General features: G+C 67.8%; 19 protein-coding genes. 6 read left to right on the plus strand and 13 right to left on the minus strand.

All coding sequences use genetic code 11. From position 1 onward, the window contains the following. Positions 1 to 108: 108 nt before the first annotated feature. The 3 genes from WHH00_RS10795 to WHH00_RS10805 all read right to left on the minus strand — a co-directional run bounded on the left by WHH00_RS10795 (position 109) and on the right by WHH00_RS10805 (position 6472). Positions 109 to 2934, minus strand: a complete 2826-nt coding sequence (locus WHH00_RS10795; protein ID WP_406632668.1) for an aconitate hydratase — start codon at positions 2932 to 2934, stop codon at positions 109 to 111. A 179-nt stretch (positions 2935 to 3113) separates the two neighbouring features. Further along, on the minus strand, positions 3114 to 4499 hold the full coding sequence (locus WHH00_RS10800) for a class I SAM-dependent RNA methyltransferase (protein WP_406632670.1): 1386 nt from the start codon (positions 4497 to 4499) through the stop codon (positions 3114 to 3116). Further along, positions 4496 to 6472: an APC family permease gene (locus WHH00_RS10805; protein ID WP_406632672.1), complete on the minus strand. Its 1977-nt coding sequence runs from the start codon at positions 6470 to 6472 to the stop codon at positions 4496 to 4498. Before WHH00_RS10805 ends, WHH00_RS10800 begins: the two co-directional genes overlap by 4 nt. A 120-nt stretch (positions 6473 to 6592) precedes the next feature. Between WHH00_RS10805 and WHH00_RS10810 the strand changes: the two genes are divergently transcribed. Both WHH00_RS10810 and WHH00_RS10815 read left to right on the plus strand, forming a co-directional pair. Further along, entirely contained in the window at positions 6593 to 7267 is a 675-nt protein-coding gene (locus WHH00_RS10810; protein WP_406632674.1) for a potassium channel family protein, read from the plus strand. After that, complete coding sequence (locus WHH00_RS10815; RefSeq protein WP_406632676.1) at positions 7264 to 8007, plus strand: potassium channel family protein; 744 nt, start codon at positions 7264 to 7266, stop codon at positions 8005 to 8007. Before WHH00_RS10810 ends, WHH00_RS10815 begins: the two co-directional genes overlap by 4 nt. Here WHH00_RS10815 and WHH00_RS10820 read toward each other — a convergent pair. The 4 genes from WHH00_RS10820 to dut form a co-directional block, all read right to left on the minus strand. Continuing rightward, a complete protein-coding gene (locus WHH00_RS10820; RefSeq protein WP_406632679.1) occupies positions 8004 to 8783 on the minus strand; it encodes a DUF3159 domain-containing protein in 780 nt (259 codons plus the stop codon). The genes WHH00_RS10815 and WHH00_RS10820 overlap by 4 nt on opposite strands. Next, positions 8780 to 9139: a hypothetical protein gene (locus tag WHH00_RS10825; protein WP_406632681.1), complete on the minus strand. Its 360-nt coding sequence runs from the start codon at positions 9137 to 9139 to the stop codon at positions 8780 to 8782. The genes WHH00_RS10820 and WHH00_RS10825 overlap by 4 nt, the downstream gene beginning before the upstream one ends. Then, positions 9132 to 9860 carry a DUF3710 domain-containing protein gene (locus WHH00_RS10830; protein WP_406632683.1) on the minus strand — a complete coding sequence of 243 codons (729 nt, stop codon included), beginning with the start codon at positions 9858 to 9860 and terminating at the stop codon, positions 9132 to 9134. Before WHH00_RS10830 ends, WHH00_RS10825 begins: the two co-directional genes overlap by 8 nt. A 110-nt stretch (positions 9861 to 9970) precedes the next feature. Continuing rightward, on the minus strand, positions 9971 to 10501 hold the full coding sequence (gene dut / locus WHH00_RS10835; RefSeq protein WP_406632685.1) for a dUTP diphosphatase: 531 nt from the start codon (positions 10499 to 10501) through the stop codon (positions 9971 to 9973). A 171-nt stretch (positions 10502 to 10672) separates the two neighbouring features. On the opposite strand from dut, the gene WHH00_RS10840 reads away from it, so the two are divergent. Both WHH00_RS10840 and sepH read left to right on the plus strand, forming a co-directional pair. After that, a complete protein-coding gene (locus tag WHH00_RS10840) occupies positions 10673 to 11161 on the plus strand; it encodes a DUF3093 domain-containing protein (RefSeq protein WP_406632687.1) in 489 nt (162 codons plus the stop codon). Positions 11162 to 11285: 124 nt separating this feature from the next. Then, a complete protein-coding gene (gene sepH / locus WHH00_RS10845; protein ID WP_406632690.1) occupies positions 11286 to 12617 on the plus strand; it encodes a septation protein SepH in 1332 nt (443 codons plus the stop codon). Positions 12618 to 12656: 39 nt separating this feature from the next. Here the strand turns inward: sepH and WHH00_RS10850 are convergent, their stop codons facing one another. The 4 genes from WHH00_RS10850 to WHH00_RS10865 are packed head-to-tail and all read right to left on the minus strand — an operon-like array spanning position 12657 to position 18136. Beyond that, positions 12657 to 13382, minus strand: a complete 726-nt coding sequence (locus tag WHH00_RS10850) for a thymidine kinase (RefSeq protein WP_406632692.1) — start codon at positions 13380 to 13382, stop codon at positions 12657 to 12659. After that, on the minus strand, positions 13375 to 14667 hold the full coding sequence (locus tag WHH00_RS10855; protein WP_406632694.1) for an alkaline phosphatase family protein: 1293 nt from the start codon (positions 14665 to 14667) through the stop codon (positions 13375 to 13377). Before WHH00_RS10855 ends, WHH00_RS10850 begins: the two co-directional genes overlap by 8 nt. Before the next feature lies 1 nt (position 14668). Further along, complete coding sequence (locus WHH00_RS10860) at positions 14669 to 15409, minus strand: DUF5998 family protein (RefSeq protein ID WP_104187600.1); 741 nt, start codon at positions 15407 to 15409, stop codon at positions 14669 to 14671. A 42-nt stretch (positions 15410 to 15451) separates the two neighbouring features. Further along, positions 15452 to 18136 (minus strand): GNAT family N-acetyltransferase, encoded by a 2685-nt coding sequence (locus WHH00_RS10865; protein WP_406632697.1) that lies wholly within the window; start codon positions 18134 to 18136, stop codon positions 15452 to 15454. An 89-nt stretch (positions 18137 to 18225) separates the two neighbouring features. Between WHH00_RS10865 and WHH00_RS10870 the strand changes: the two genes are divergently transcribed. Further along, on the plus strand, positions 18226 to 20742 hold the full coding sequence (locus WHH00_RS10870; RefSeq protein ID WP_406632699.1) for a DNA topoisomerase (ATP-hydrolyzing) subunit A: 2517 nt from the start codon (positions 18226 to 18228) through the stop codon (positions 20740 to 20742). Between the two features lie 20 nt (positions 20743 to 20762). Further along, a complete protein-coding gene (locus WHH00_RS10875) occupies positions 20763 to 21281 on the plus strand; it encodes a DinB family protein (RefSeq protein ID WP_406632701.1) in 519 nt (172 codons plus the stop codon). Here WHH00_RS10875 and cydD read toward each other — a convergent pair. Further along, entirely contained in the window at positions 21263 to 24823 is a 3561-nt protein-coding gene (cydD, locus tag WHH00_RS10880) for a thiol reductant ABC exporter subunit CydD (RefSeq protein ID WP_406632703.1), read from the minus strand. The genes WHH00_RS10875 and cydD overlap by 19 nt on opposite strands. A gap of 1 nt (position 24824) precedes the next feature. After that, positions 24825 to 25874, minus strand: a complete 1050-nt coding sequence (cydB, locus tag WHH00_RS10885; RefSeq protein WP_406632705.1) for a cytochrome d ubiquinol oxidase subunit II — start codon at positions 25872 to 25874, stop codon at positions 24825 to 24827. Positions 25875 to 25905: the final 31 nt, after the last annotated feature.

Consider the following 25905-nt stretch of genomic DNA (forward strand, 5'->3'; position numbering starts at 1 on the left):
CTCTAACGCCTTGGTCCACAGGACCAGACGTATCTGCACAGCCGAAGCCCCGGCTGGTCGGTGACCGGCCGGGGCTTCGGGATGGTGGTGCCTGCTTGGCAGTTACCGCTAGTTCGCGGAGATCTGGCGCAGGACGTACTGCAGGATGCCGCCGTTGCGGTAGTAGTCCGCTTCACCGGGGGTGTCGATGCGCAGGACGGCGTCGAACGTGGTGGAGCTGCCGTCCTCGGCGGTCGCCGTGACCTTGAGGGTCTTGGGCGTGGTGCCCTCGTTCAGGGCGGTGACGCCCTCAACCGAGAACGTTTCCGTGCCGGACAGGCCCAGTGTGGCGGCGGATTCGCCGGCCGGGAACTGCAGCGGCAGGACGCCCATGCCGATGAGGTTGGAGCGGTGGATGCGCTCGTAGCTCTCGGCGATGACGGCCTTGACACCCAGCAGGGCGGTACCCTTGGCAGCCCAGTCACGGGAGGAACCCGATCCGTACTCCTTGCCCGCCAGGACCACCAGCGGGGTGCCGGCTGCCTGGTAGTTCTGCGCGGCGTCGTAAACGTAGGCCTGCGGGCCGCCGTCCTGGGTGAAGTCGCGGGTGAAGCCGCCCTCGACGCCGTCCAGGATCTGGTTCTTGATGCGGATGTTCGCGAACGTTCCGCGGATCATGACCTCGTGGTTGCCGCGGCGGGAACCGTAGGAGTTGAAGTCCTTGCGCTCCACGCCGTTGGCCAGGAGGTACTGGCCGGCAGGGGTGTCCGACTTGAACGAACCGGCCGGGGAGATGTGATCGGTGGTGACCGAATCGCCCAGCTTGAGCAGGACGCGGGCGCCCGTGATGTCCTTGACCGGCTCCGGCTGCGCCTGCATGCCCTCGAAGTACGGGGGCTTACGGACGTAGGTGGAGTTCGGGTCCCAGGCGAAGGTGTCGCCGGCGGGCGTGTCGAGCGCCTTCCAGCGGTCGTCACCCTCAAAAACGCCCTCGTAGCCCTTCGCGAACATTTCCTTGTCGATCGAGGAATCAATGACCTGCTGGACCTCGACCGGGTTGGGCCAGATGTCCTTCAGGAAGACGTCGTTACCGTCCTTGTCCTGGCCCAGGGCGTCGGTTGCGAAATCGAAGTCCATGGAACCGGCCAGGGCGTAGGCGATGACCAGCGGCGGGGATGCCAGGTAGTTCATCTTGACGTCCGGGTTGATGCGGCCTTCGAAGTTGCGGTTGCCCGAGAGGACGGCCGCGACGGCGAGGTCATTGGCCTGGATGGCTTCCGAAACTTCGGCTTCCAGCGGGCCGGAGTTGCCGATGCAGGTGGCGCAGCCGTAGCCCACGATGTAGAAGCCAAGCTTCTCCAGGTAGGGCGTCAGGCCCGACTTCTCGTAGTAGTCGGTGACAACCTTCGAGCCGGGGGCAACGGAGGTCTTGACCCAGGGCTTGGAGGTCAGGCCCTTGTCCACGGCGTTGCGTGCCAGGACTGCCGCGGCCAGCATGACCGACGGGTTGGAGGTGTTGGTGCAGGAGGTGATGGATGCGATGGTGACTGCACCGTGGTCCAGCTCGAACTCGCGGCCGTCAGCCATCTTGACCGGGACCGGCTGGGAGACGCGTCCCGCGCCCCCGTGGCCTGCCGAGTACTTCGGCGGCTCGCGGTCGGTATCGGAGACGTGGGTCGCTCCCCCGGTGAAGGACGGAGCGTCCGAAGCCGGGAAGGTTTCCTCGAGCGACTCGTCCAGGGTGCCGGCGTTGGCGTCGTGGGAGACGTAGTTCTTCAGGTCGTGGCGGAATTCGTCCTTGGCCTCGGTCAGTTCGATGCGGTCCTGCGGGCGCTTGGGGCCGGCGATGGACGGAACAACCGTGGACAGGTCCAGTTCCAGGTACTCAGAGAACTTGATCTCGCGGGAAGGATCGTGCCAGAGGCCCTGTTCCTTGGCGTAGGCCTCCACGAGTGCCACGTTCTGGTCCGAACGGCCGGTGAGGCGCAGGTAGTCCAGGGTGACGTCGTCGATCGGGAACATGGCAGCCGTGGAACCGAATTCCGGGCTCATGTTGCCGATGGTGGCGCGGTTGGCCAGCGGCACAGCGGCAACGCCTTCGCCGTAGAACTCCACGAACTTGCCCACGACACCGTGCTTGCGGAGCTGCTCGGTGATGGTGAGCACCACGTCGGTGGCGGTGGCGCCGGCCGGGATGGAGCCGGTCAGCTTGAAGCCCACAACACGTGGGATCAGCATGGAGACGGGCTGGCCCAGCATGGCAGCCTCGGCTTCGATGCCGCCGACGCCCCATCCGAGGACACCCAGGCCGTTGACCATGGTGGTGTGCGAGTCGGTACCGACGCAGGTGTCCGGGTAGGCGCGCAGGGCACCGTCAACTTCGCGGGTCATGACCGTGCGGGCCAGGTATTCAATGTTGACCTGGTGAACGATGCCGGTTCCCGGCGGGACGACCTTGAAGTCGTCGAACGCAGTCTGGCCCCAGCGCAGGAACTGGTAACGCTCCCCGTTGCGCTGGTATTCGATCTCCATGTTGCGCTCCAGTGCGCCGGAGTTGCCGAAGGCGTCGATCTGGACCGAGTGGTCAATGACCATCTCGGCAGGCGCCAGGGGGTTGACCCGCTTGGGGTCGCCACCCAGTTCCTTGACCGCTTCGCGCATCGTCGCCAGGTCAACCACGCAGGGAACGCCGGTGAAGTCCTGCATGATCACGCGTGCCGGCGTGAACTGGATTTCTGTATCGGGCTGGGCATTCGGATCCCAGCCTGCCAAGGCGCGGACGTGATCGGCAGTGATGTTCGCGCCGTCCTCGGTCCTCAACAGGTTTTCAAGCAATACCTTGAGGCTGAACGGAAGGTTTTCTGCACCTTCAACGGAGTTCAACCGGAAAATTTCGTATTCGGTTCCGGCTACATTAAGTTTGCCTTTTGAACCGAAGCTGTCCACAGTGCTCATCGCAGGACTCCTCTCGCAACAGTTTCATCTTTGTCGCGCGGTTGACCGCCTGCTAGTTAGGAAGCCCTAATTAGATCCGGGCCCGAAATTGCACACGGCCGGCCGTGATTACGGAGCGCGACGTGGGACTACTACGGCCATCGTAGTCGAAAACCCCGGTGGCATCATGGACGGTTTCCTCAGTCGCGCGGCGCAAGCAGGGCCACTGTCTCCAGGTGGTGGGTGTGGGGATACAGATCGAAGGCCCGGAGTCCTGACAGGTCCCACCCGGCCTGGCGGAAGTACCCCACATCCCGGGCGAACGACGCCGGATCGCAGGACACGTAGGCAATGGCGCGCGGCTGCGCATCGACCAACTGCCGGACCACTGCCTTCCCCGCGCCTGCACGCGGCGGATCAAGGATCAGCGCGTCAAAATTCCGCGGTTTCTGGCGGAGGACCCGCTCCACCCTGCCCTGGACGATCTCCACCTGGGGCGCTGCGTGCAGGTTCTTGCGCGCGTCCCGGCTGGTTCCGGGAGCCCCCTCCACCGACAGGACGGAGCCGGTCTCCCCCACGGCGTCCGCCAGTACGGCAGTGAACAGTCCTGCCCCCGCGTAGAGGTCCGCCACCACCGCGCCGGCGTGGAGGAAGCCGCCGTCCTGGAGGAATTTTGTGACGCCCCCCACAAGGGCCCCGGGCGCGTCGCGGTGGATCTGCCAGAACCCGGCACCGGTGACCCGGTAGTCATGGCCGGCCGCTGTTTCATGCACCCACGTGCGGCCCCGCAGCTGCTGCACAGCTTCGGTCGCGGGGTCGAAAGAGGCTACTGACACCTCGCCTGGCAGCTGGGCTGCGACGGCGTTGAGCCGCTTGGGCTTGGTCCCCGGGGCCGGCGCCAGGAGCACCAGCGGACGCGAGCCGTTGGCTGGGGCCGCCACTTCCACCCGGTCGATGCCCTGCAGGTCGATGTCCCAGAGGCGCAGGGCATTGATGGCATCAACGGCCAGCGGCATCTCCCGGACGGGAACGATGTGCGTGGAGCGGTGCGCGTGCATTCCGAGCTTCCCGCCCGGGGTGACCGAGAAGCTGGCGCGCGTCCGCCACCCGAGGCCGTTCCCGCCGTCGGAAGCTCCACCCACCGCCTCCACGCTGGTGCCGGCCCAGCCGGGGACCTGTTCGACGCCGGCCAGGCGCCTGAGCTGTTCAGCCAGCACCTCTGCCTTCAGGGCCCGCTGCCGGGCCAGGGAGATGTGGCCGAATTCCGCCCCGCCCACCGGCGGATGCCCGTGGCTCCACGCCCGCAGCGAATCGGCCGCATGCCAGAAATGCTCCACGCGGTCCGGGGAGGCTTCAAGAACCTCAACTACGTCCGCCCGCCAGAACTTGGCCGTTTCTTCTGCGTCGGTCAGCCGTACCCTCACCTTCTCGCCGGGTATGCCGTGCCGGACGAAAATTACCCGCCCCTCGTGCCTGGCGACGCAGTGGCCGCCATGGGCCACCGGGCCGACGTCGAGCACTATTTCAGTGCCCATCGCTCCTGCCGATGCCTGGTGGCTGGTTTGCAACTGGGTCTTTGCGCTCATTGGACGTCCTGCAGGTTCTTGGCTTCTTCGGATGATTTCAGCTGCCAGGGAACGCTCGCCACCATGACGCCTGGTTCAAAGTGCAGCCGGGTCTTGATGCGGAGGGCTGTCTGGTTGTGGACCAGCTGTTCCCACCATTTGCCCACCACGTACTCGGGGATGTACACAACGATCAGGTCCCGCGGCGAGTCCCGCCGCATCTGCTTGACGTACTCCATGATGGGCGTGACAGTCTCGCGGTAGGGGCTCGCCAGTACCGTCAGCGGCACGGGAATCTCCAGCTTTTCCCAGTCAGCCACAGTCTGTGCGGTCTCTTCGGCGTCGATGTCCACTGTCACCGCATCGAGCCGGGAGGGCCGGGACGCCCTGGCGTAGGCCAGTGCCCGCAGCACGGGCTTGCGGACATGGGACACCAGCAGGACGGCGTGCACCCGCGTGGGAAGGGCACGCGGCGAGGAATCCTCATCCACTGCCAGTTCCCTGGCCACATTGTCGTAGTGGGCCCTGATGCTCCACATGATCAGGAACAGGATGACCATGGCGAGCAGGGCGATCCAGGCGCCCTGCTCGAACTTTGTCACCAGGACGATGACGAGGACCGTGGCGGTCATGCCGAAGCCAATGCTGTTGATGATCCGTGACTTGAACATCCTGCGGCGGACGGCTTTGTCCCTGGCCAGTTTGAGCTGGCGGCCCCAGTGCCGGATCATTCCCAGCTGGCTGGCCGTGAAGGAGATGAAGACGCCCACGATGTAGAGCTGGATGAGCTTGGTGACGTCCGCGTTGAACGCCAGGATCAGCACCAGTGCACCCGCGGCGAGGGCCAGGACACCGTTGCTGAAGGCCAGCCGGTCACCCCGGGTGCGCAGCTGGCGGGGAAGGTAGCCGTCCTGGGCCAGGATCGAGCCGAGCACGGGGAAGCCGTTGAAGGCCGTATTGGCCGCGAAGACCAGGATGACGCCGGTTGCGGCCACCACGATATAGAACGGTATGGATCCCGGTCCGAAGATGGTGTGGGCGATCTGGCTGATGGCCGGTGTCTGGATATACCCCTCGGGGAGCGGGCTGCCGTTGAGCAGGAACTCCGTGGCGGGGTCAAGGACGATGTGTACCTTGGTGGCGTTGGCCAGGTACATGATGCCGGCCAGCATGGTGGCGCCGATAACGCCCAGCAGCAGCAGGGTGGTGGCCGCGTTCTTGCTTTTCGGGGGACGGAAGTTGGGCACGCCGTTGCTGATGGCTTCGACGCCGGTCAGCGCCGCAGCGCCCGACGAAAAGGCGCGCAGCAGCAGGAAGGCGCCGGCGAGGCCCACCAGCCCTTCGTCGAACCCGGGAGCGGGGACGATCGTGAACGCGGCGGAGGGCGCCTCCCCCAGCTGCCCGGTGGCCGCCTGGAAGATGCCCACGGCCGTCATGCCCAGGATGGATGCCATGAAGAGGTAGGTGGGAAGGGCAAACATCGTGCCTGCCTCTTTCACTCCGCGCAGGTTCACCAGTGCAAGGACGGCGACGCCGACGGCGGCAATGGCCGCCTGGTTGCCGTGCAGCGACGGGACCGCGGTGGTGAGGTACGTGGCGGCCGAGGAGATGGACACCGCAACAGTCAGGACGTAGTCCACCAGCAGCGCTGAAGCCACGGTGAGGCCCGCGTACTTGCCAAGGTTTTCGCCGGCAATCTCGTAGTCGCCGCCGCCGGAGGGGTAGGCGTGGACGTTTTGCCGGTAGGAAGCCACAACGGTGAGAAGGACCACCATGACCGCCAGGCCCACCCAGGGCGAGAACGCCACGGCGCTGACGCCCGCCAGCGCCAGGGTGAGCAGGATCTCATCGGGTGCGTACGCCACGGACGAAAGGGCGTCGGAGGCGAAGACGGGAAGTGCAATCCGCTTGGGAAGCAGCGTGTGGGCCAGCCGGTCATTTCGGAATGGACGGCCCACCAGCACACGCTTGGCGGCGTTCAATATTGTCAGCACCCCACAAAGCTAGTCTGATTCCCGGACTATGTCATGACGGGCACCGGACGGCTGCAGCCCGGATGCTGGCGGTAGAGTTCTAGCAGCAGGACCTTGACAGGATTACAGAGGAGAAACACCGTGGCGCATTTCGTGATCATGGGATGTGGCAGGGTGGGGGCGACGCTGGCGCACACGCTGGAGGACGCCGGGCATTCTGTGGCCATCATCGACCAGGACGACCGCGCCTTCCGCCGGCTCCGGCAGGGGTTCACCGGCCGCAAAGTCACCGGTGTTGGCTTCGACCGGGACACCATGAAGCAGGCGGGGGTCTCTGAGGCTTACGCCTTCGCGGCGGTGTCCAGCGGTGACAACTCCAACATCCTCGCCACCCGCGTGGCGCGGGAAACGTTCCACGTCCCCCACGTGGTGGCCCGGATCTATGATCCCGGCCGCGCAGAGATCTACCAGCGCCTGGGCATTCCCACTGTGGCGGCGGTCCGCTGGAGTGCGGACCAGGTGCTCCGGCGCATCCTGCCCGAACAGCACCTCGCCGGTGATTTCCGCGAACCCTCGGGCCGCTTGGTACTGGCCGAACTCGACCTCGACCCCGGGTGGATCGGGCACGCGGTCAGCAGCATCGAAAAAGCCGCGGACATCCGGATTGCCTACCTGACCCGCTTCGGTGAGGGAATCCTGCCGGCCGCGGGCACCGCGTACCAGGACGGCGACACCGTGCACGCCATGCTCCAGGTGGACCGCAGCTCGCGGGTTGCCCAGATCCTGGCCAAAGCCCCTGCCAAGGAGTCCCAGTGAAAGTCGTGATCGTTGGCGCGGGAAGCGTCGGATCGTCCATCGCCAGGGAACTGCTGGCGCACAAGCACGAGATCCTCCTGATCGACCTCAAACCGGAAGTGATCGGACGGAGCGGCCTGCGGGGGGCGCACTGGCTGGTGGGCGACGCCTGCGAACTGAGCACCCTCCAGGGAGCCAGGGTTGAGGACGCGGACGTGGTGGTGTCGGCCACCGGTGACGACAAGGTCAACCTGGTGGTCTCGCTGCTGGCCAAGACCGAGTTCGGGGTGGGCCGCACCGTGGGGCGGGTCAACAACCCCAAGAATGACTGGATGTTCAACGATTCCTGGGGCGTGGACGTTGCGGTCAACACCCCGCAGCTCATGACCGCCCTGGTGGAGGAAGCCGTGGAAATCGGCGACCTTGTCCGGCTCCTCACGCTCCAGACCGGAGTGTCCTCACTGGTGGAGTTCACCGTTCCGCACGATTCCCACGTCATTGGCAGCACCGTGGGCGAGATCCGGTGGCCGGAGGACTCCACGCTGGTGGCCATCCTTCGGGACCACGCACCCATCACGCCGAGCCGCGATGACGTGATCGACGGCGGGGACGAGCTGTTCTTCGTGACGACTATCGCCGCCGAGGACGAACTGCGCGCACTGCTCTCCCCGGACTCCTCGGAAGCGCCGCAGCCCCGGCCCGCCGACGACGCCGGCCACCTGGAGCAGCAGGGCCCGGAGGACGACGGCTTCGACGGCTAGTTTCCGGCAGCCTTTGTGTGCTCCGGCCCGGCCTCTGCCGGGCCGGGCCGTGTGACGAGCCAGGCAATCCAGACGCCGAGGATGTAGAGCGGTGCGCCCATGATGAGCCGGGTGGTGGCCAGGGCTGCAAGTCCGTCCGGACCCATGAGGTAGAGCGGAACCTGCACCGCGAGCCGAAGCGCGAGGACCGCGACGATGATCCACGTGCCCATCTGGTACGCCTTGACCCGCGCCGGGTCCTTGCGCCAGTCGAGGCCCTCGTTCCGGATGAAACCGAAGAGCAGGCCCGCTACCGGCCACTTAAGGAAGATGGAGAGCACCATCGCCAGGATGTACCCGGCATTGGTGAAGAAACCGGGCAGGTAGAAGTCCTCTGCCTTACCGGTGGTGTTGGCGAGCCAGGCAGAAATGCCCACGCCCACCACACCGGCAAGTGCCTGTGTCAGCGGCTTGCGCTGGACCAGCCGGACTACTGTGAAGACTGCTGCGGACGCAAGCGCCGCCACCAGGGACAGGGTGAGTTCCCGGGTGACGGTGAACGCCACCAGGAAGACCAGTCCGGGGGCTATGCTTTCGGCAATGCCCTGGACGCCGCCGGCGCTTCGGAGGACATCCACGCGGCCGTCGTGGGTGCGGTGCAGTCCTGCCTTTGCGGCATATTCCGCTGCAAGGCCCGCCATGGGAGACGGCTCCTGGCCAGGTGCCGGCTTTCCTGCCTGGCCGGTAGAATCCGGGCCTTGGGATCCAGCGGAAGGGTCGGGCTGGGGCGAGGTCATTCGTCCTCCTGGCGGGACAGTATTTCGTAGCGTGGGTTGAACATGGTGGGCAGTCCGTTGTTCATGGAAAGCATTCCTTCCAGCCGGATCTCCGCGCCGGCTTCAATGCCCGGCACGCGCCGGCGTCCCAGCCACACAACGCGCAGCCTCCCGCGCCTGCCACCGGCCCGGGGGGCAAGCCTTCCCGGCTCGGCGTCGGACACCATGGCGCTGAAGGCGGCAGCCTGGTCTGCCGGGAGGAAAGTCACCGATTCGACGCGCCCCTGGCAGGCGACCCGGCCCTTGTCCGGAAGCTGGCTGATGGGCAGCGTGCCGGGGTGGTGCCGGGGCCCGCCCTCCGGTGCAGAATCAGCCAATCTGTGTGGTTTCCGGACCACGTTCCGGTTCCTGGAGCGAGGAGGTCGGCGGCTGGGTGGCGGAAGGCGGCGGGGTGGCGGCTGCGTCCTTGGGCAGCCGGAGCTGCAGCAGGTCCCGGGGCGGCATGGGGCTGCCGCCCCGGATCACCACAACCTGCCTGAAGAGGGCTTCGAGCGGCTCGGCGGCCGCACGTTCCAGGGCCGCCGGGCCCCCCAGCACGCCGCGGAGGAACCAGCGGGGGCCATCGACGCCAACAAAGCGCGCCACCCGGTAGCCCTGGCTGCCGTCGGGCAGCCCGGCGGGGAGTTTCGCCACGAGTTCAGTCCCGAAGCCGCCGTCGACTTCCTCGACCTGGCCGCCCTGCGCTCCGACGGACTGGCCGATCTGCTCCCGGATTTCATCCCACAACCCTTCGGTCTTGGGAGCGGCGAATGCCTGCAGCTGCAGGCTCGATCCGTTCAGGTCCAAGGTAACGGCCACCACGCGCTGGGTGGCTTCTTCCACCTCGAGCCGCAGCTGCAGGCCCTCACTGGGGGCGATCAGCAGCGCGCCAAGGTCCACGTAGCCGTCGCGGCTGGTAATTTCGGATTCATCAAACGGTCCATTGGCGCGGACGCCGGAGCCGGCCTCCACGTCCTCCGGGGACTCCGCGGTGGTCAGGGAACCATCCGGTGCGGATGCTTCTTCCTTCTTGGCTTTCCTGCCGAGCCCAAAGACCATGAGGGTGTCTCCTTAGTTATGAAATGTGCCGGTCCGGGCCCCAGGGGGTCCCGCCGTCGTGCTCTGCCGCTGCCCGGCAGCAAGCTGCCGGAAGGGAAAAATGTTGTGCCTCAGGCGCCAGGCCGCTTGAAACCGCCGGTCGATCCGAATCCTCCGGTACCGCGCACGGATCCGCTTAAATCGTTGACGGGGATGAACTGCGCGTATTCCACACGCTGGATGACCATCTGGGCAATTCTATCGCCGCGGTGCAGCTCAATGGGCTCGGTGGCGTCGGTGTTCAGAAGCGTGACTGCTATTTCCCCACGGTACCCGGCGTCCACGGTTCCCGGGGCGTTGACGATCGTCAACCCATGCTTGGTGGCCAGCCCGGAGCGGGGGTGGATAAGGGCCACGAACCCTTCAGGCAGGGCGATTGCCACTCCGGTGGGCACGAGCTTGCGCTCCCCCGGCTGCAGGAGAACGTCTTCCCTGGCACGAAGGTCAGCGCCGGCGTCGCCCGGGTGCGCGTAGGACGGCGCTTCCAGGCCAGGGTCCAGCATCTTCAGCTGGACCTGCAGGGTAGGGGCTGAGGCAAGGGGCGCAACCCCGGCAGGGTGCGACGGAGGAAAGGTGGCTACTGCTGCGGATTGATCAGTCACAGTCACTCACTCTAACCCGCGCCCGCGGATGGAGCCTAGGCCGCGGCCGGCCGCCGACGGCGTGCAGTCTGCCACGGAACCGCCCGGCCGGCGCCGTGCAGGGCTGGCACGGCAACGCCGGGACGGCACCGCCGGGATGAAATAGCCAGGGAAAGGTGGAAAGCTTGGTCCATGCCCGAATCCAGCTCAGCCGCGCCCGTTCCCAGCACTCCCTCCGCAGAGGCTGCAGTGATCTATCGCGAGAAGTTGTGGCCGAACGCATGGATCTGGATCATCGCGGCAGGCGTTTCCGGCGCGGGAATCCTGGTATTCGCTCCCATCAGCGCGGCCGCCGGGTACACGGCTGCAGTGGTGCTTTTTTCCATCATCGCCGTTCTCCTGATCCTTTCCACCCCAAGCATCCTGGTGACCCAAAAAACGCTGACCGTGGGGCGGGCCACCATCGAACGCCGCTTCGTGGGCGCCGCCCAGCCGTTCCGCGGCCAGGAAGCGACGGCGGAACGCGGCACACGGCTGAACGGGCTGGCCTACCTCTGCATCCGGGGCTGGATCGATCCAGTGGTCAAGGTTGAGATCACGGATCCCTCAGACCCGACGCCGTACTGGCTGGCCTCCACCCGCCGCCCCGATGAGCTGACCGCAGCCCTCACGCGGCAGTAGCCTTCGGCGCCTCCTTTCAGCCGGATGTCCCGGAATATCGCGGCGCGCCCTGCCCCTTGAGCCAAAACACGGCCCCCGGATGGCAAAGTTTCGAGTGATAGTAATGCCAGGGTGGAGGATTTGTATGCAGGATCTACGGCTTGTAGGCGTACACGACGACGGGACTCACCTCCTGTTGAGCGGGGCCGGCGGCGAGATGTTCCAGCTGCCGATCGATGAAGCGCTGAGGACGGCAAGCAGGTCTGCGGTAAAGCCGCGGGTCGAGCGGCCTTCCGTTCCCATGTCCCCGCGGGACATCCAGGCCCGGATCAGGGCAGGAGCCACGGCGGCGGACGTGGCCGAGGCTTCCGGGCTGCCGCTCGCCAAGGTTGAACGGTACGAGGGCCCGGTCCTTGCGGAACGGGAATACGTGGCCCAGCAGGCCCGCAAGGTGGAAGTGGCCGCGCCCTCGCCCGGGCACGACATCTACCGCTCGGCATTCGGCGACAACCCGGCGACGCTGGGCGACATGGTGGCCCACCGCCTTTCGGCGCATGGCATCGACTCCGCCTCCGTGGAGTGGGATTCCTGGCGCCGCCAGGACGGAACCTGGACTGTGTCTGCCATGTTCGAGAAGAAGAACGGCGGCGCTCCGGGCATCGGCGAGGAGCCGCCGGCGCTGTGGACCTTCAACCCAGCCCGGAAGGCCCTGCATAACGCCAACCGCTGGGCACAGCAGCTCAGCGAGCTGGAGCCTTTGGACGGGCCGGTCCCGGCACGCAGGTTGTCCGCCGTTTCGGACCGGCCCTTTGATTTTGAAACCGATGCCGACTCCGCTCAGGGGAACCAGGGCGGCAACGCCGGCCAGGCAGCCGCCAAGGACAAGGAATCCGACGGCCTCCTGGACATGCTGCGTTCGCGCCGGGGCCAGCGGCTTGGCGTGGATGAGGATTCCGACGACGCCCTGGCGCTGCTCCTGACGAACGGTGTGCCTGCAGCCCACCCCCGGCCCTCTGAGGTCACCCCCGAAGCGGAAGAACACGACGCCGGCACGGAGCCGGACCGCACCGAAGCTCCTGCCGCCCAGGGCGATTCCTTCGTCCGGCGGCGGGATGCCCGGCCGTCCATGCTGTCCCGGCTCAGCCTCCTGCCTCCGCAGCACGAGCCCGCCGACGAAAACCTGCGGCTGCATAACGGTGTCAGCACCGACACCCGGGAGATCACCATTGTGGCTTCACCGCAGCGGGCTGCCGGCCCCGCAGACGCTGCACAGGGTAGCGGGAACGGCACGTCAGGCGGTGCGGGACTGGACGAGTTGCTGGGCGGCACCCCGAAGCGCCCGGTCCGGAATGATGATCCCTCCCCTACCACGGGGCAACTGCCTGAGGCCGGCGCTCCCGAACGCCAGCCGGCCAGGCCCAAGCGCTCCAGCGTTCCGTCCTGGGACGAAATCGTCTTCGGTACCCGCGGGGACTGACTCCCGGGCCAGCGCCTGGCGCAGCACGGGAACGCGGCTTTAGGCGTCGGCGCCGTTACCGCCGGTGCCGCGCCACAGGCAAGCGTCCACCTCGAACGGCAGCAGCTGGTCCTGTTCGGCCATGAGGTTTGCGCCATGCGCCGTGACGCGGCGCATGAAGTGGCGGCGGCACAGCGTCTCATATCCCACGACGGGGATGTGGCCTGCCGCCGTGGCGGCCGGTCCGTCAACTGCCATGTCCACGTCCCCCACCACAACCTGTGCGCCCTCGGTAACCATGACGCCGTCCACCGTGCGTGCATTGTGCGTTGCCCGGCGGCCGCACCAGCACAGGGCCTCAACCTGCAGGACCTGCACCCGGTCCGCGAGTTCGATCAGGCGCTGGGAGCCGGGGAACAACCGGGTTCGGAAGTCAGCGGTGATGCCAAAGGCAAAGACGTCCACATCGATCTCGTCCACGACTTTCGCCAGCTGTTCCACCTGCTCCGGCGTGTAGAACTGCGCTTCATCGCAGATCAGGTAGTCCACGCGCTGGCCCTGGGTGCGCCGCCGCATGACTTCCTCCCAGAAGTCCGTCCCGTCCACCACTTCCACGGCGTCAGTTTCCAGTCCAAGGCGGCTGGAGATACGGGACTCCCCGGCGCGGTCGTTGCGGCTGAAGCGGACGCCGCCCCGGCCCCGGACCCGGTGGTTGTGGTCCATCTGCAGCGCGAGCGTGGACTTTCCGCAGTCCATGGTGCCGGAGAAAAAGACGAGCTCAGCCACGGCGGCCGCTCCTGCCCTCAGCGGTGAAACACAGCAGCGGAACCTCCCGCTCAGCCTTGGTCAGCGATCCGTGCTGGCCCACGACTTCCATCGCGGTGGGCCGGACACGCCTTGTGTCGTAGAGGGCCAGCTCGTCCCGGGCCGCAATCATCAGATCTCCAATCCTGCCCTCGACGGCGGGCCGGACCGGGCCGAAAAAGCCTGCGGCAATGGCGTCGTCCCTGGTGAAGGCCCAGATGCGGTTGCCGAAGCGGGCACGCCAGGCTGCGAGGAGCCGGTCCCGCGCACCTGGATCGGCCGTGTTTTCCAGGTACAGATGCACCATCCGCGGTTCGCCCGCCGTGTGGCGTACTCCTTCCACCAGCTGCGGATCCGCCGAGAAGTCGATGCGCTGCTGCTCCGGGACGTCGAGCATGCCGTGGTCCGCCGTCAGCAGGATGCTGGTGCCCGCCGGCAGGGAGGCATTCAGCCGCTTCATCACGGCGTCCAGCTCCTCCAGCTGGTGTTCCCACTCCTGCGACTGGCAGCCGTACCGGTGCCCGGCCTTGTCCAGTTCGTTGAGGTAGAAGTACATCAGGCCCGGACCCGGCGCGGCGAGAGCCTCGGCGGCGGCAGCGGTCCGGGCGTGGGAGGTGGTGGCGGGCAGGAAGGTGCCGCCGCGAAGGGCGGCGCGGGTCATGGGCGAGTCCCCGAACTGGGGAAGGCTGACGGTGGTCACTGCCGCCTGGCCGGCGGCGCGCTCCAGCACTGTGGGGAACGGCTGCCAGGCCAGGGGGTCAACGCCGGGGTCCCAGTTGCCAAGAAGGTTGACCACCTTGTCCTGTTCCGGATCCAGCACGTCGTAGCCCACCATGCCGTGCTGGCCCGGGGGCAGTCCGGTGCCGAAACTCGCCAGGGCGGCCGCGGTGGTGGAGGGGAACGCCGAATCAAGCCATACGGGGACCGCACCCTGGCCGGCCTGGATGACGGACCGGAGGAACGGGGTGTGGGCCGATTTCTGCTTCAGCAGGTTCCGGCCAAGACCGTCGGCGACGACGACGCACACGCGGGACGCGGCAGGAAGGCTAAGGGTGTTGGTGAACCCATCGAGGCCCAGGCTGGCTGCGGCACTGGTCAGCACGTCCGCTACGGAACGCCGGCCGTAGGCAGGAGCGGGCGGCAGGTCCGGCGCGTTGGCCGGCCGGCCAGCGGAGGCTCCGGCCGGGAAGGGCGCGTCGCTGGCGGGAATTCGTGGGACCGTGCCGGTTGGTGGGACGTTGCTGCTTGTTCGTCGTTCGTCCGGCATCTCAGCGCTGCTGGTGCCCGCGGCTGAGCCGGTTGCCGAACACGCCTGAACGCGGCCGGGCCGGGAGTGACTGGATGTGGGGCGCCGGGGCGGCGGAGCCCGTGTTCACGGCGCGCAGTGCGCGGGCAAAAAGCTTGGCATCCTGGACGGCCTGCAGTCCGTCCGCCTCGGCGCTGATCCGCAGGACGATGTCTTCCTGGGCAATGGTGCCGCTGTACCCGTGGTCCGCCTCGCACTGCGGATCCCCGCAGCTGGCGGGGCCCATGTCCAGCCGCTGGCCGCCGGACCATGCTATGGACAGCGTCACTTCGCGGACCGGGTCTGAGGGCTTGTAGTCCTGCGGCTGGGCGTACATGTAGCTGAGGACCACCGAGCGGATCTGCGCCACGGGCACGGACTCGGTGGAGATCTGGGCCACGATCTGCTCACCCGCCTCATCCAGCTGCTGGTCGTCCACGTGTGTGATGACCAGCATGTCCGCAGTCAGCACCAGCACGGTGATGTGGCGGCGCACCTCGGCACGGTCGAAGTGGGTTTCCAGGTGCACCAGGTGGGCGACGCACTCGCGGCCGTCCAGTGCGTCGTCCACCACGTCAGCCACGAGGCGGGGGTAGAAGCCCGCTTTCTGGAGCGCGCCGTCCAGGCTCTGGCCCTGGGCGCTGTGGCTGTGTGAGCTGTGGCGGACTGCCTGGTTTTCATTGCCGGGCGTTTCGGGCGCCGACGCGGGAGGCTGTGAGCTCATTCCCCCATTTTCACAGATCGGCCCTCCACATTGCTAACCGCGTCAGCCCAGCATGGCCCGGCGGGCGCTGTCGGTGCGCTGGGCCGCGTTGCCGATCCGGACATCGGCGGCCAGGATCACCGCCCCGGACACGCCGCACAGCACCGGGTTGAATTCCACCAGCGCAATCTCCGGATGGCTGTCCTTGAGCCAGGCGAGCCTGCCGGCCAGGTCCTCAAGGGCGGCCACGTCCACTGCCGGCAGGCCCTGGTAGCCGAACAGCTTCCGGGCCGCCCGCGGCCCGCGGATGAAATCGTGCACGTCTGCGGCGGACAACGGCGGCACCCGGTGCGCCCAGTCGTCCAGCAGGTTGACGGCGTCCCCGGCCAGGCCGAATGAAATGACCGGCCCCAGGAGCGGGTCCTCGATGGCCCGGAAGGTACAGGCCTGCCCCACCGGCGCCATGCTCTGCACTTCCAGCGCCGGGTCACCGTAGCGGGACAGCGTCCGGCGCATCTGCAGCACGTTCAGGCGCAGGGACTCGGCGTCCTGGATGTCCAGGCGGACTCCCCCGAGGTCCAGCCTGTGGCGCAGCGAGGGGTCGGTGGTTTTCAGCGCCACCGGCCAGCCCAGCATGTCCGCCGCTTCAACAGCCTGGTCCGGGGTGTCGAAGCCAACGGAAGGCAGCACGGAGATGCCGTAGTGGCCCAGCAGGGAACGCGTGGCCGCCGGGTCCAGCTGCTTGAGCTGCTCCCCCTTCACGTCGCGGAGGAGGCCCTCCAGTTCAGCCCGCGCGCGCTGCGGATCACAGCCTTCAGGCTCAACGAAGTGCCCATGGTCGCGCGAGACCCACTCCGAGTACCGCACCACGGCTGCGAGCGCGGCCACCGCAGCGCCCGGGTTGGAAAAGCAGGGCACGGTTTGCCCCACGGAGCCCACCATGCCCTCAACGTAGATCGAGGGATCCAGGATTCCGGTGAAGGCGGCCACCACGGGTTTTCCGGACTTCACCGAACATTCGGCAAGCACCTCTGCGATGTTGTCCACGGTGAGCCCGCGGGCCGGAAGCAGCGCTGCGACGGCCCCATGGACGGCATCGGACTCGAGGGCTGCGAGCAGGGACGAACGCAGGGCGGGAAGGGCGACTGACTGGCCGGCGTCGAGGTCCACGCCTGTCACCAGCCGGGCAACGCTGAGTCCATGCGACGAGGCGCTGTCTGCCACCACTTTCCCCAGCGCCTGGGAGTTGCTGAAGATGGCCAGCCCGGGCCCGGCGGGCAGCGGCTGGTTGGACACCACCTGCGCCACGTCCACGAGCTGCTCTATGGTCTCCACCCGGATGACGCCGGACTGGCGGAGCATCGCGTCAAGCGCACCCGCAGGCGCCTGGGTGGTGCGTACGGCGTGGCCGGGCGGGAGCCGCAGCCCCATGGCATCGGACTTGGCGACAATGACCGGCTTGATGCGCGCCAGCCGCCGTGCCAGCCGGGAAAATTTACGCGGGTTGCCGATCGATTCCAGGTAGAGGCCCACGGCGGAGGTGTCGGCGTCGTCCTCCCAGTACTGCATCATGTCGTTGCCCGACACGTCCGCGCGGTTTCCGGCGGAGAGGAAGGTGGACAGGCCCAGCCGGCGCCTGCTGGACGCGGCGTAGAGCGAAACGCCGATGGCCGCTGACTGGGAGAACAGCCCCAGCCCGCCGCGCAGCGGCAGTGCGGGCGCCATCGAGGCGTTGAGCGACACGGCGGGGTGCGTGTTCACGATCCCCAGGGACGCCGGTCCGATCACCCGCATCCCGTTGGCGCGTGCCTGCCGCACCAGGTCACGCTGCCGCACCAGGCCGCGTTCGCCGTCGTCCGCGAAACCTGCCGAGGCGATCACCAGGCCCTTTACCCCTGCCGCTGCGCAGTCGGCGACGACGGCGGGCACTTCCTCGTACGGCACGGCGACGACGGCCAGCTGCACGGGCTCCGGGACCTCTGGGAGCTTGCCGTAGGAGATCATGCCGGCCAGTTCCAGGGCCTCGGGATTGATGGCATACACGGGCCCGTGGAAGCCGCCTTCGATGATGTGCTCCAGCAGCTGGTAGCCAACGGTCCCCCATTTGCGGCTCGCGCCGATCACGGCAATGGACGACGGCGTCAGCAGGTCCCGAACGCTCCTCGCCTCCGCGCGGTGCTCGCGGGATTCCATCACGGCCCGTGATTTTTCGGTGGGGTCGATGTTGAACTCCAGGCTGACCACGCCGTCGTCGAAATGCCGTTTTACGTCATAGCCGGCGTCTGAAAAGACCATCAGCATCTTGCGGTTTTCCGGCAGCACCTCGGCGCTGAAGCGGCGGATCCCGTTCTCGTGGGCGGCGGCAGCAAGATGTTCGAGCAGGATGGAGCCGATTCCCCTCCCCTGGTGCGAATCGGCGATGTTGAACGCCACCTCCGCCTCCGTGGGGTCGTCCAGCCGGTCATACCGGCCAATTCCCACGATCTCACCGCCGATGGTGATGACGAACGCAACCCGGTCCCGGTAGTCCACCTCCGTGAACCGCTTGAGCTCCTTGCTGGAAAGCTTGGCCTTGAAGGCGAAGAAGCGCATGTAGATTGAATTCTGCGACTGTCCCATGTGGAACTTCTGGACGGCGTCCGCGTCCGAGGGGTGGATGGGCCGCAGATGCGCCGTTCCGCCGTCCCGCAGTACGACATCGGCTTCCCAATGTTCCGGATATTCGCCGTCCACGGGCTGTTCCACCATAGGCTTAGCCTAGCCAAAAACTCCCGCAGCACCGCCGCTTGCGCTCAACAAACCCATTGCACAGCTCTGCAGAAGGATTTACCAACCCCATGGCCCGCCGCCAAAGTTCAGCCCCGCCCGAAGACACCACCCCCTACACGGAGAACATCGTGGACATCGATGTCACCTCCGAAATGGAAGGTTCCTTCCTGGAGTACGCCTATTCGGTGATCTACTCCCGGGCGCTTCCGGACGCGCGCGACGGGCTCAAGCCGGTGCAGCGGCGCATCCTCTACATGATGAGCGACATGGGTCTGCGCCCGGACCGCGGCCATGTGAAGAGTGCCCGCGTGGTGGGCGAGGTCATGGGCAAGCTGCACCCGCACGGCGACACCGCCATCTACGACGCCATGGTGCGCATGGCGCAGGACTTCTCGCTGCGGCTGCCCCTGATTGACGGGCACGGCAACTTCGGATCGCTCGACGACGGCCCCGCGGCCCCGCGCTACACGGAAGCGCGGCTCGCGGCGGCCGCCCTGACGCTCACCAACCACCTCGACGAAGACGTGGTGGACTTCGTCCCCAACTATGACAACCAGCTCACCCAGCCGGATGTCCTTCCGGCCGCGTTCCCCAACCTGCTGGTCAACGGGGCCACCGGCATTGCCGTGGGCATGGCCACCAACATGGCCCCGCACAACCTGGTGGAAGTCATCTCCGCCGCACGGCACCTGATTGCCCACCCGGACGCCACCCTGGATGACATCATGCGGTTCGTGCCGGGCCCTGACTTGCCCAGCGGCGGGCGGATCGTGGGGCTGGACGGCATCCGCGACGCCTACGCCACCGGACGTGGATCGTTCAAGACCCGGGCCAAGGTGGAGGTGGAACAGCTGTCCGCGCGGCGGACCGGCCTGGTGGTCACCGAACTGCCCTACATGGTGGGCCCGGAGAAGGTCATCGAGAAGATCAAGGACGCCGTCAACGCCAAGAAGCTGACCGGCATCAGCGACATCGTGGACCTGACCGACCGCAAGCACGGCCTGCGGCTGGTCATCGAGCTCAAGAACGGTTTCAACCCGAATGCCGTCCTCCAGCAGCTGTACCGCTACTCGCCTATGGAAGACTCCTTCGGCATCAACAACGTCACCCTGGTGGACGGCCAGCCCCAGACCCTGGGCCTGGTGCAGCTGCTGACCGTCTACGTCAACCACAGGATCGACGTTGTCCGCCGCCGGACGGTGTTCCGGCTGGGCAAGAAGAAGGACCGCCTCCACCTGGTGGAGGGCCTCCTCATCGCCATCGTGGATATCGACGAGGTCATCCAGATCATCCGCTCCTCCGATGAGGCGGCAGCGGCACGGGCCCGGCTGATGTCCATCTACGACCTCACGGAAATCCAGGCGAATTACATCCTGGAACTCCGGCTGCGCCAGCTGACGAAGTACTCCCGGATCGAGCTGGAGAAGGAGCAGGACGAGCTGCGCCGCGAGATCGCGGAGCTCGAGGCGATCCTGGGCTCCGAGGAGCGGCTCCGGACCCTGGTGTCCGACGAACTGGGCGAAATCGCCGAGGAGCATGGAACTCCGCGGCGCACCGTCCTGCTGGAATCCGAAGCCGTGGCACCGACGGTGGCTGCCGATCTTGCCCTGGCGGCGGGGAAGAAGGGCAAGGCGGCGCCGCTCGCCCTGGAAATCGCCGACGATCCCTGCTGGGCCATCCTGACCACCTCGGGACAGGTTGCCCGCACCAGCAACCAGGAGCCGCTGGCGGAGGCGGGCCCCCGGGCGAAACACGATGTGTTCACCTCCGTGGTGAAAACCTCGGCGCGCGGCGAGATCGCGGCGGTCACCTCGCTGGGGCGGATGCTGCGCCTCCAGGTGATGGACATGCCGGTGCTGCCGCCCATGTCCGGCCTGCCCAACCTCGCCGGCGGGGTTCCGGCCAAGGACTTCCTTACCCTGCTCAAGGGGGAAACCCTGGTGGCGTTCGTGCCGCTTGACGAAGTGCTGGCAATCGGCACCTCCCAGGGTGTGGTGAAGCGGGTGCAGCCGGACTACCCCCTGAACCGGGAGGACTGGGAGGTCATAGCCCTCAAGGACAAGGACTTCGTGGTCAACGTGGTGCCGGCGGGAGCTGATGATGCCGAACTGGTGTTCGTGACCAGCCAGGCCCAGCTGCTGAAGTTCGGAGCGGCCGGCGTTCGCCCGCAGGGCCGTACGGCCGGCGGCATGGCGGGAATCAAGCTGGCGGCCGGTGACCGGGTGCTGTTCTTCGGCGCGGTCCAGCCCCAGGACGAGGCCGCAGTGGTGGTAACCATCGCCGGGACAACAGGCGCCCTTCCCGGGACTGCCCCGGGAACGGCGAAGGTCACGGCGTTCTCCGAGTACCCCGTCAAGGGACGCGCAACCGCCGGCGTGCGGGCACACCGTTTCCTGAAGGGCGAAGACACGCTGCTGCTGGCCTGGGCGGGGCACGGCCCGGCCAAGGCCGCCTCAGCCGCCGGGGTTGCAAGGTCCCTGCCGCAGGAGCATGGCCGGCGGGACGGCTCTGGCGTCCCGTTGTCGCAGCCGGTGGATGTGGTGGGTCCCGCCATGGCGTGGGCCGACCCCGCCCAGACTGCCTGATCCGGCCATAGACTGCTTGCATGCCTATCGTGCCTGATGAGAAGGACTGGACCTGGGTCCTGACCCGTCCCTGCCCGGAATGCTCGTTCGACGCCGCAACGGTGACGCCCTCCACCGTTCCGGGGAGCATCGAGAACATGCTGCCCCGCTGGCGTGCCGTGCTGCGCAGGCCGGACGTGGCGGAACGGCCCAACGGGGACACCTGGTCTGCGCTGGAGTATGCCTGCCATGTCCGGGACGTCTTCAGCCTCTTTGACCAGCGGCTGAACCTTATGCTCGATTCGGATGACGCGCGTTTCGAGAACTGGGACCAGGACCAGACGGCCATCGACAAGGACTACGCCAACGCGGATCCGGCGGTCGTCAGCGCGGAGCTGACGGCTGAGGGGAAGCAGGCGGCGGAGTCCTTCGCCGGCGTCCGGGAATCAGAATGGGGGCGGAAGGGGCTGCGCAGCAACGGTTCGGAGTTCACCGTCCTGACGCTGGCCCAGTACTTCCTGCATGACGTTGTCCACCACCTTCACGACGTGGACGGCTGAGCACCTTCAGCCACTACGGCGTAGGCCGGCGCTTCGGCCCGTCCCGCGCCCCCAGCGTTCCCGGAACCGGCCAGCACCAGCCGCGCGTCCTCCGGGTGTATGTCAGCCGGGTTGTGGGTCACCAGCACCACGGTCCGTGCCTCGAGCCCCGCGCGCAGGTCGGCCAGCATGGCCTGGGCCGATTCAGCATCAAGGTGCGCTGTTGGCTCATCCAGCAGGATCACCTCCGCGCCCGTCATCAGCGTGCGCGCCACGGCCAGGCGCTGGCGCTCTCCCCCGCTCAGGAACGCCCCGCCCGGACCGATCCTGGTGTCCAGGCCGGCCGGCAGGCGCTCCACCAGGCCTGCCAGTCCCACAGACGCCAGTACGTCCAGCAGCTCCCCGTCCCCTGACGGGCCGCTCGCGGGGGGCCTGCCCAGCAGAAGGTTGCCGCGGATGGTCGAGTCGAAAAGGTGGGCTTCCTGCGGACACCACGCGGCCCGGCCGGTCACACTGGCGCTACCCTCCGCGGCAGGAAGGAAGCCCAGCAGGACCGAGAGCAGAGTGGACTTTCCGGAACCCGATGGCCCGGTGAAAGCCAGCCACCGGCCGGGTTCCGCAACAGCGCTGAGCCCTGAAAACACGGGAGCGCCGCCGGGCCAGGCCACGGCCAGGTCAACAAGTTCGACGCCGGGAGCACCGTTGCGCCGGGCAGGCACCTTGTGCAGGCCGTCATCCGGGGCGCCTTCCGCGGCGGCGTCCAGGGCGCCGGAGGCCGCCACGCGGCGCATGACTGTCCGCAGCGCCGGGAACTGGCGCACCGCCGTCGTCATGGCTGCGTAGGGTTCCACCAGCGCGAGGAGCAGCAGCACCACCACCGCAGCCGTTGCCGGGGCAATCCGGCCTTCGAGCACGGCGGGAGCAGCCAGCCAGGCGGCTGCGAACGCCGCCGCGCAGCAGGAGGCGGTGGTGACTGCGTGCCCCAGGCCGTCGGCCCAGGCTGACCGCTGGGACGCCCGGGTGGCTCTGCGGTCCTGGGAGCGCAGTCCGGCCAGCACCGGAGCCGCAACACCGTTGGCATGCAGTTCCGCGCGGGCATCAAGGGCTGCCGAAATCCGGTGCAGGACCCCGGACCTGAGGACCTGCTCGGCACTGGCGGATTTCCGGTCAGCCCACAGCGCCACCGCCGGGGCCAGGAACAGGCTCGCTGCCGCGGCGGCCAGCACGGCCGGGAACGCATCCGGGACCAGCAACCAGGTGGTGGCCAGGGCCAGCGCGGACACTGCGAGCGCGGTGACCGGCGGCAGCACAACGCGGGGCAGGAGGTCGCGGACGGTATCGACGTCGTCAATGACCGTCCCCAGGACGTTGCCGCCCTGGAGCAGGCGGCGGAGCGCGAGGGCCCTGCGGCTCAGGGATTCCCAGAGACGTCCCCGGAGGCGGGTGAGGGCGGCAAACACTGCGTCGTGGAGCAGGAGCCGCTCGCAGTAGCGCAGCACGGCCCGCCCGATCCCGAAGAACCGTACGCCGACGATGGCCGTCAGCAGGTACAGGATGGGCGGCTGCTCGCTGGCACGGATGATCAGCCAGCCGGACAGGCCGGACAGCGCGACGGCGAAGACGGCCGCCAGGATGCCCACGGCGGCGGCGGCCGTGAACTTGCCGCGGACCGGCGCCAGGAGCGCCGCAAGGAGCCTGGCTGCCGGCTGCCGGTCTCCGGACGCGCCGGGGGCACCGGCAATGGTGCCGGAGGCCGGGGCAGTACCGGGGGCCGGGGCAGTACCGGGGGCCGGGGCAGTTCCGAAGGCCGGCCCGGCCTGCTGCGGGCCCGCAGCCGTGCCGCCAAGGGACGTTTCAGCGCCGGGCGCAATCCCTGCGGCGGCAGGGTGCACCATGGCCCGCAGGCCTGGTTCCCCTGCCCGGACAGGCCCTGTCCGGACAGGCTCGGGGTGGACAGGCTCCGCGTGGGCAGCCACGGGCACCAGGTGGTCGGCCAGGTTGCGGGTGCGCCCGTTGTGCGCCACCAGGATGACGGTGACGCGTCCGCGGAGGTGGCGGATCGCGTCCTCAACCACCATGGCCGAGGCATCGTCCAGGTGGGCTGTGGGTTCATCGAGCAGCAGGACCGTTGCGCCGGCTTCTATCCGGGCAAGCCCCCTGGCGAGTGCCACCCTCCGCAGTTCGCCGGGGCTCAGCTCCGCGGGGTGCTGGTGGGCCAGGTGGCCGGCGGCGGCGCGGGCCAGGCATGCGCGGGCTGCGGCTTCCATCCCTGCGTGGCCGCGGGAGCCCTCGATATCCCCGGTAAGGTACAGCAGCACCTCGCCCAGGACGGTTTCCGCGAGCATCACCGGATGCTGCGGCACCCAGGCCAGCGCATCGCGGTCAAGGCCCTGGATGGTGCCGGTGACGGTGGTGCCGGCTCCGTCCCCAATGGTTCCCGCGAGCACGCCCAGGACCGTGCTTTTTCCTGCGCCGCTGGCTCCGTCCAAGGCAGTGATCCTGCCTTGCGGCGCGGTGAAGGTAAGGGGGCCGACGGCGGGGCCGGACCGTCCGCTGTAGTCAACGGCCAGGTTTGTGACGGTAACCGGGGCGCCGGGCCGTCCCGCCCTGGCAGCGGGCAGCGGCCGGGGTTCGGGGGCTTCGGTGACCGCGGTGGTTTCCGCGAGGGCCACCCGCCCGTCGTCGCTGGCGTGGTGGGCGGTGCCCAGTTCACGCAGCGGGAGATAGCAGTCCGGGGCCAGGATCAGTGCCAGCAGGCCTGCCTCGAGCGGCATGTCCCCGTGCACCAGCCGGACGCCGATGAATACCGCCACGACGGCGACGGAGATCGTGGCGATCAGTTCCAGTGCCAGCGCTGAGAGGAAAGCGGTGCGCAGGGTTCCCATGGTGCGGGTCCGGTATTCCTCGGAAATCTCCTCGAGGGCCTTCCGCTGGGCCGTGGCCCGTCCGAGCCCCACCAGGACCGGCAGGCCTTTTGCCAGCTCCAGCATGTGGGCGGACAGCCTCCCCAGGGCAGCCTGCGCTTCACGGACGTTGTCCTCCGTGTACCGGCCGATGAGCACCATAAAGAGCGGCACCAGCGGTACCGTCAGGACAATCACCACCGCGCTGACCCAGTCCGCGAAGAGGATACGTGCTCCCAGCAGCAGCGGGATGGCCGCGCAGTTCACCAGTGCGGGGAGGAACTGGGTGTAGTAGTTGTCCAGTGCGTCCAGTCCACGGGTTGCCAGGACGGCGAGCCCGCCGTCGGCAGGGCCGGTTCCCCTGGCGCCGTTGCGCAGCGCCCGTTCTAGCAGCCCGGCCCGCAGTTCCTCCTTGATGCCAAGGGCGGCCCGCCGGGCAGCAACGGCCTGGCCCCAGACCGTCAGGGACCGCAGGACCGCTCCGGCCAGCCCCAAGGTAACCTGGCTTGCCCAGTCCGGATCCCCCGCCACCAGACCGGCCAGCACCGACGCCACGGCCTGGCCCATCAGGACCAGGGACAGGGCCTTCAGGGCTGCCAGCAGGCCGAGCAGGTAGATGGCCGAGCGGGTGGCCGGGCCGGGAGGGAAACTTGGCCGCATGTCAGCCCTTCGTTGTGAAAGCCCTGGCGGCGATGGCCGGCAGGAAGCTGTGGGCCTCCGGGATGTGCGCTGCACTGACGCGGCGGCGGAACACCCAGTAGGTCCAGGCCTGGTAGGCGATGACAAGGGGAAGCCCGAAGGCCGCCACCACGCTCATGAGCCCCAGGGTGTATTCGGAGGAGGAGGCGTTGGAAACGGTGAGGTCAAAGGCCTCGTTGAGGGTGGACGGCAGAACCACCGGGAACACCGCGGCAAAAATCGAAGCCGATCCCAGGGCCAGGAACGCTCCAAGGGCGGAAAAGGCCTTGCCCTCCGCTCCCCTGCGGCCCCACACCCAGGCTGCGGCAGCGGCGGCAACAGCCAGCAGGACAAGGGCCCAGGTCCAGGGCTTGCCGTCCAGGAACTGGATGCTGAGCGCCCAGGCCGCGATGGGCAGGAGCAGGACGGGAAGCAGGCGCACGAACCAGGCCCGTGCCCGGTGCCGCACGTCGCCGTCGGTCTTCAGTGCCAGGAAAGCCAGGGCATGGAGCAGCGAAAAGCCCACGACGGCGAGGCCGCCGAGCACGGCGTATCCGCTGAACCACGCGAGCGGGCCTCCCTCGCGGTCGCCATTGGCGTTCAAAGGCAGGCCTGTGGTGGTAAGCGCCAGCGCTGCACCCACGCCGAAGGCCGCGAAGAAGGATCCCAGCGCAATGGCCCAGTCCCAGCGGGCACGCCACTGGTCGGTGTCCACCTTGCCCCGGTACTCGAAGGCAACCGCCCGGAAAATCAGGGCAACAAGCACCACCAGCAGCGGCAGGTAAAGGGCCGAAAACAGGGAGGCGTACCAGAGCGGGAAGGCGGCGAACGTGGCGCCGCCGGCCGTCAGGAGCCAGACCTCGTTCCCGTCCCAGACGGGACCGATGGTGTTGAGCAGGACACGGCGCTCGGTGTTGTTGCGGGCGAAAAGCTTCATGAGCATTCCGACGCCGAGGTCGAAGCCCTCCAGGAAGAGGTACCCGGTCCACAGCACCGCAATGGCAATGAACCAGACGGTTGGCAGCAGTTCCATTTCTTTGTTTCCTCTGCTTTTTCGTGCGCGG

It is taken from the genome of Pseudarthrobacter quantipunctorum (assembly GCF_045291495.1).
In the GTDB taxonomy this organism is placed as follows: Bacteria; Actinomycetota; Actinomycetes; order Actinomycetales; family Micrococcaceae; genus Arthrobacter; species Arthrobacter quantipunctorum.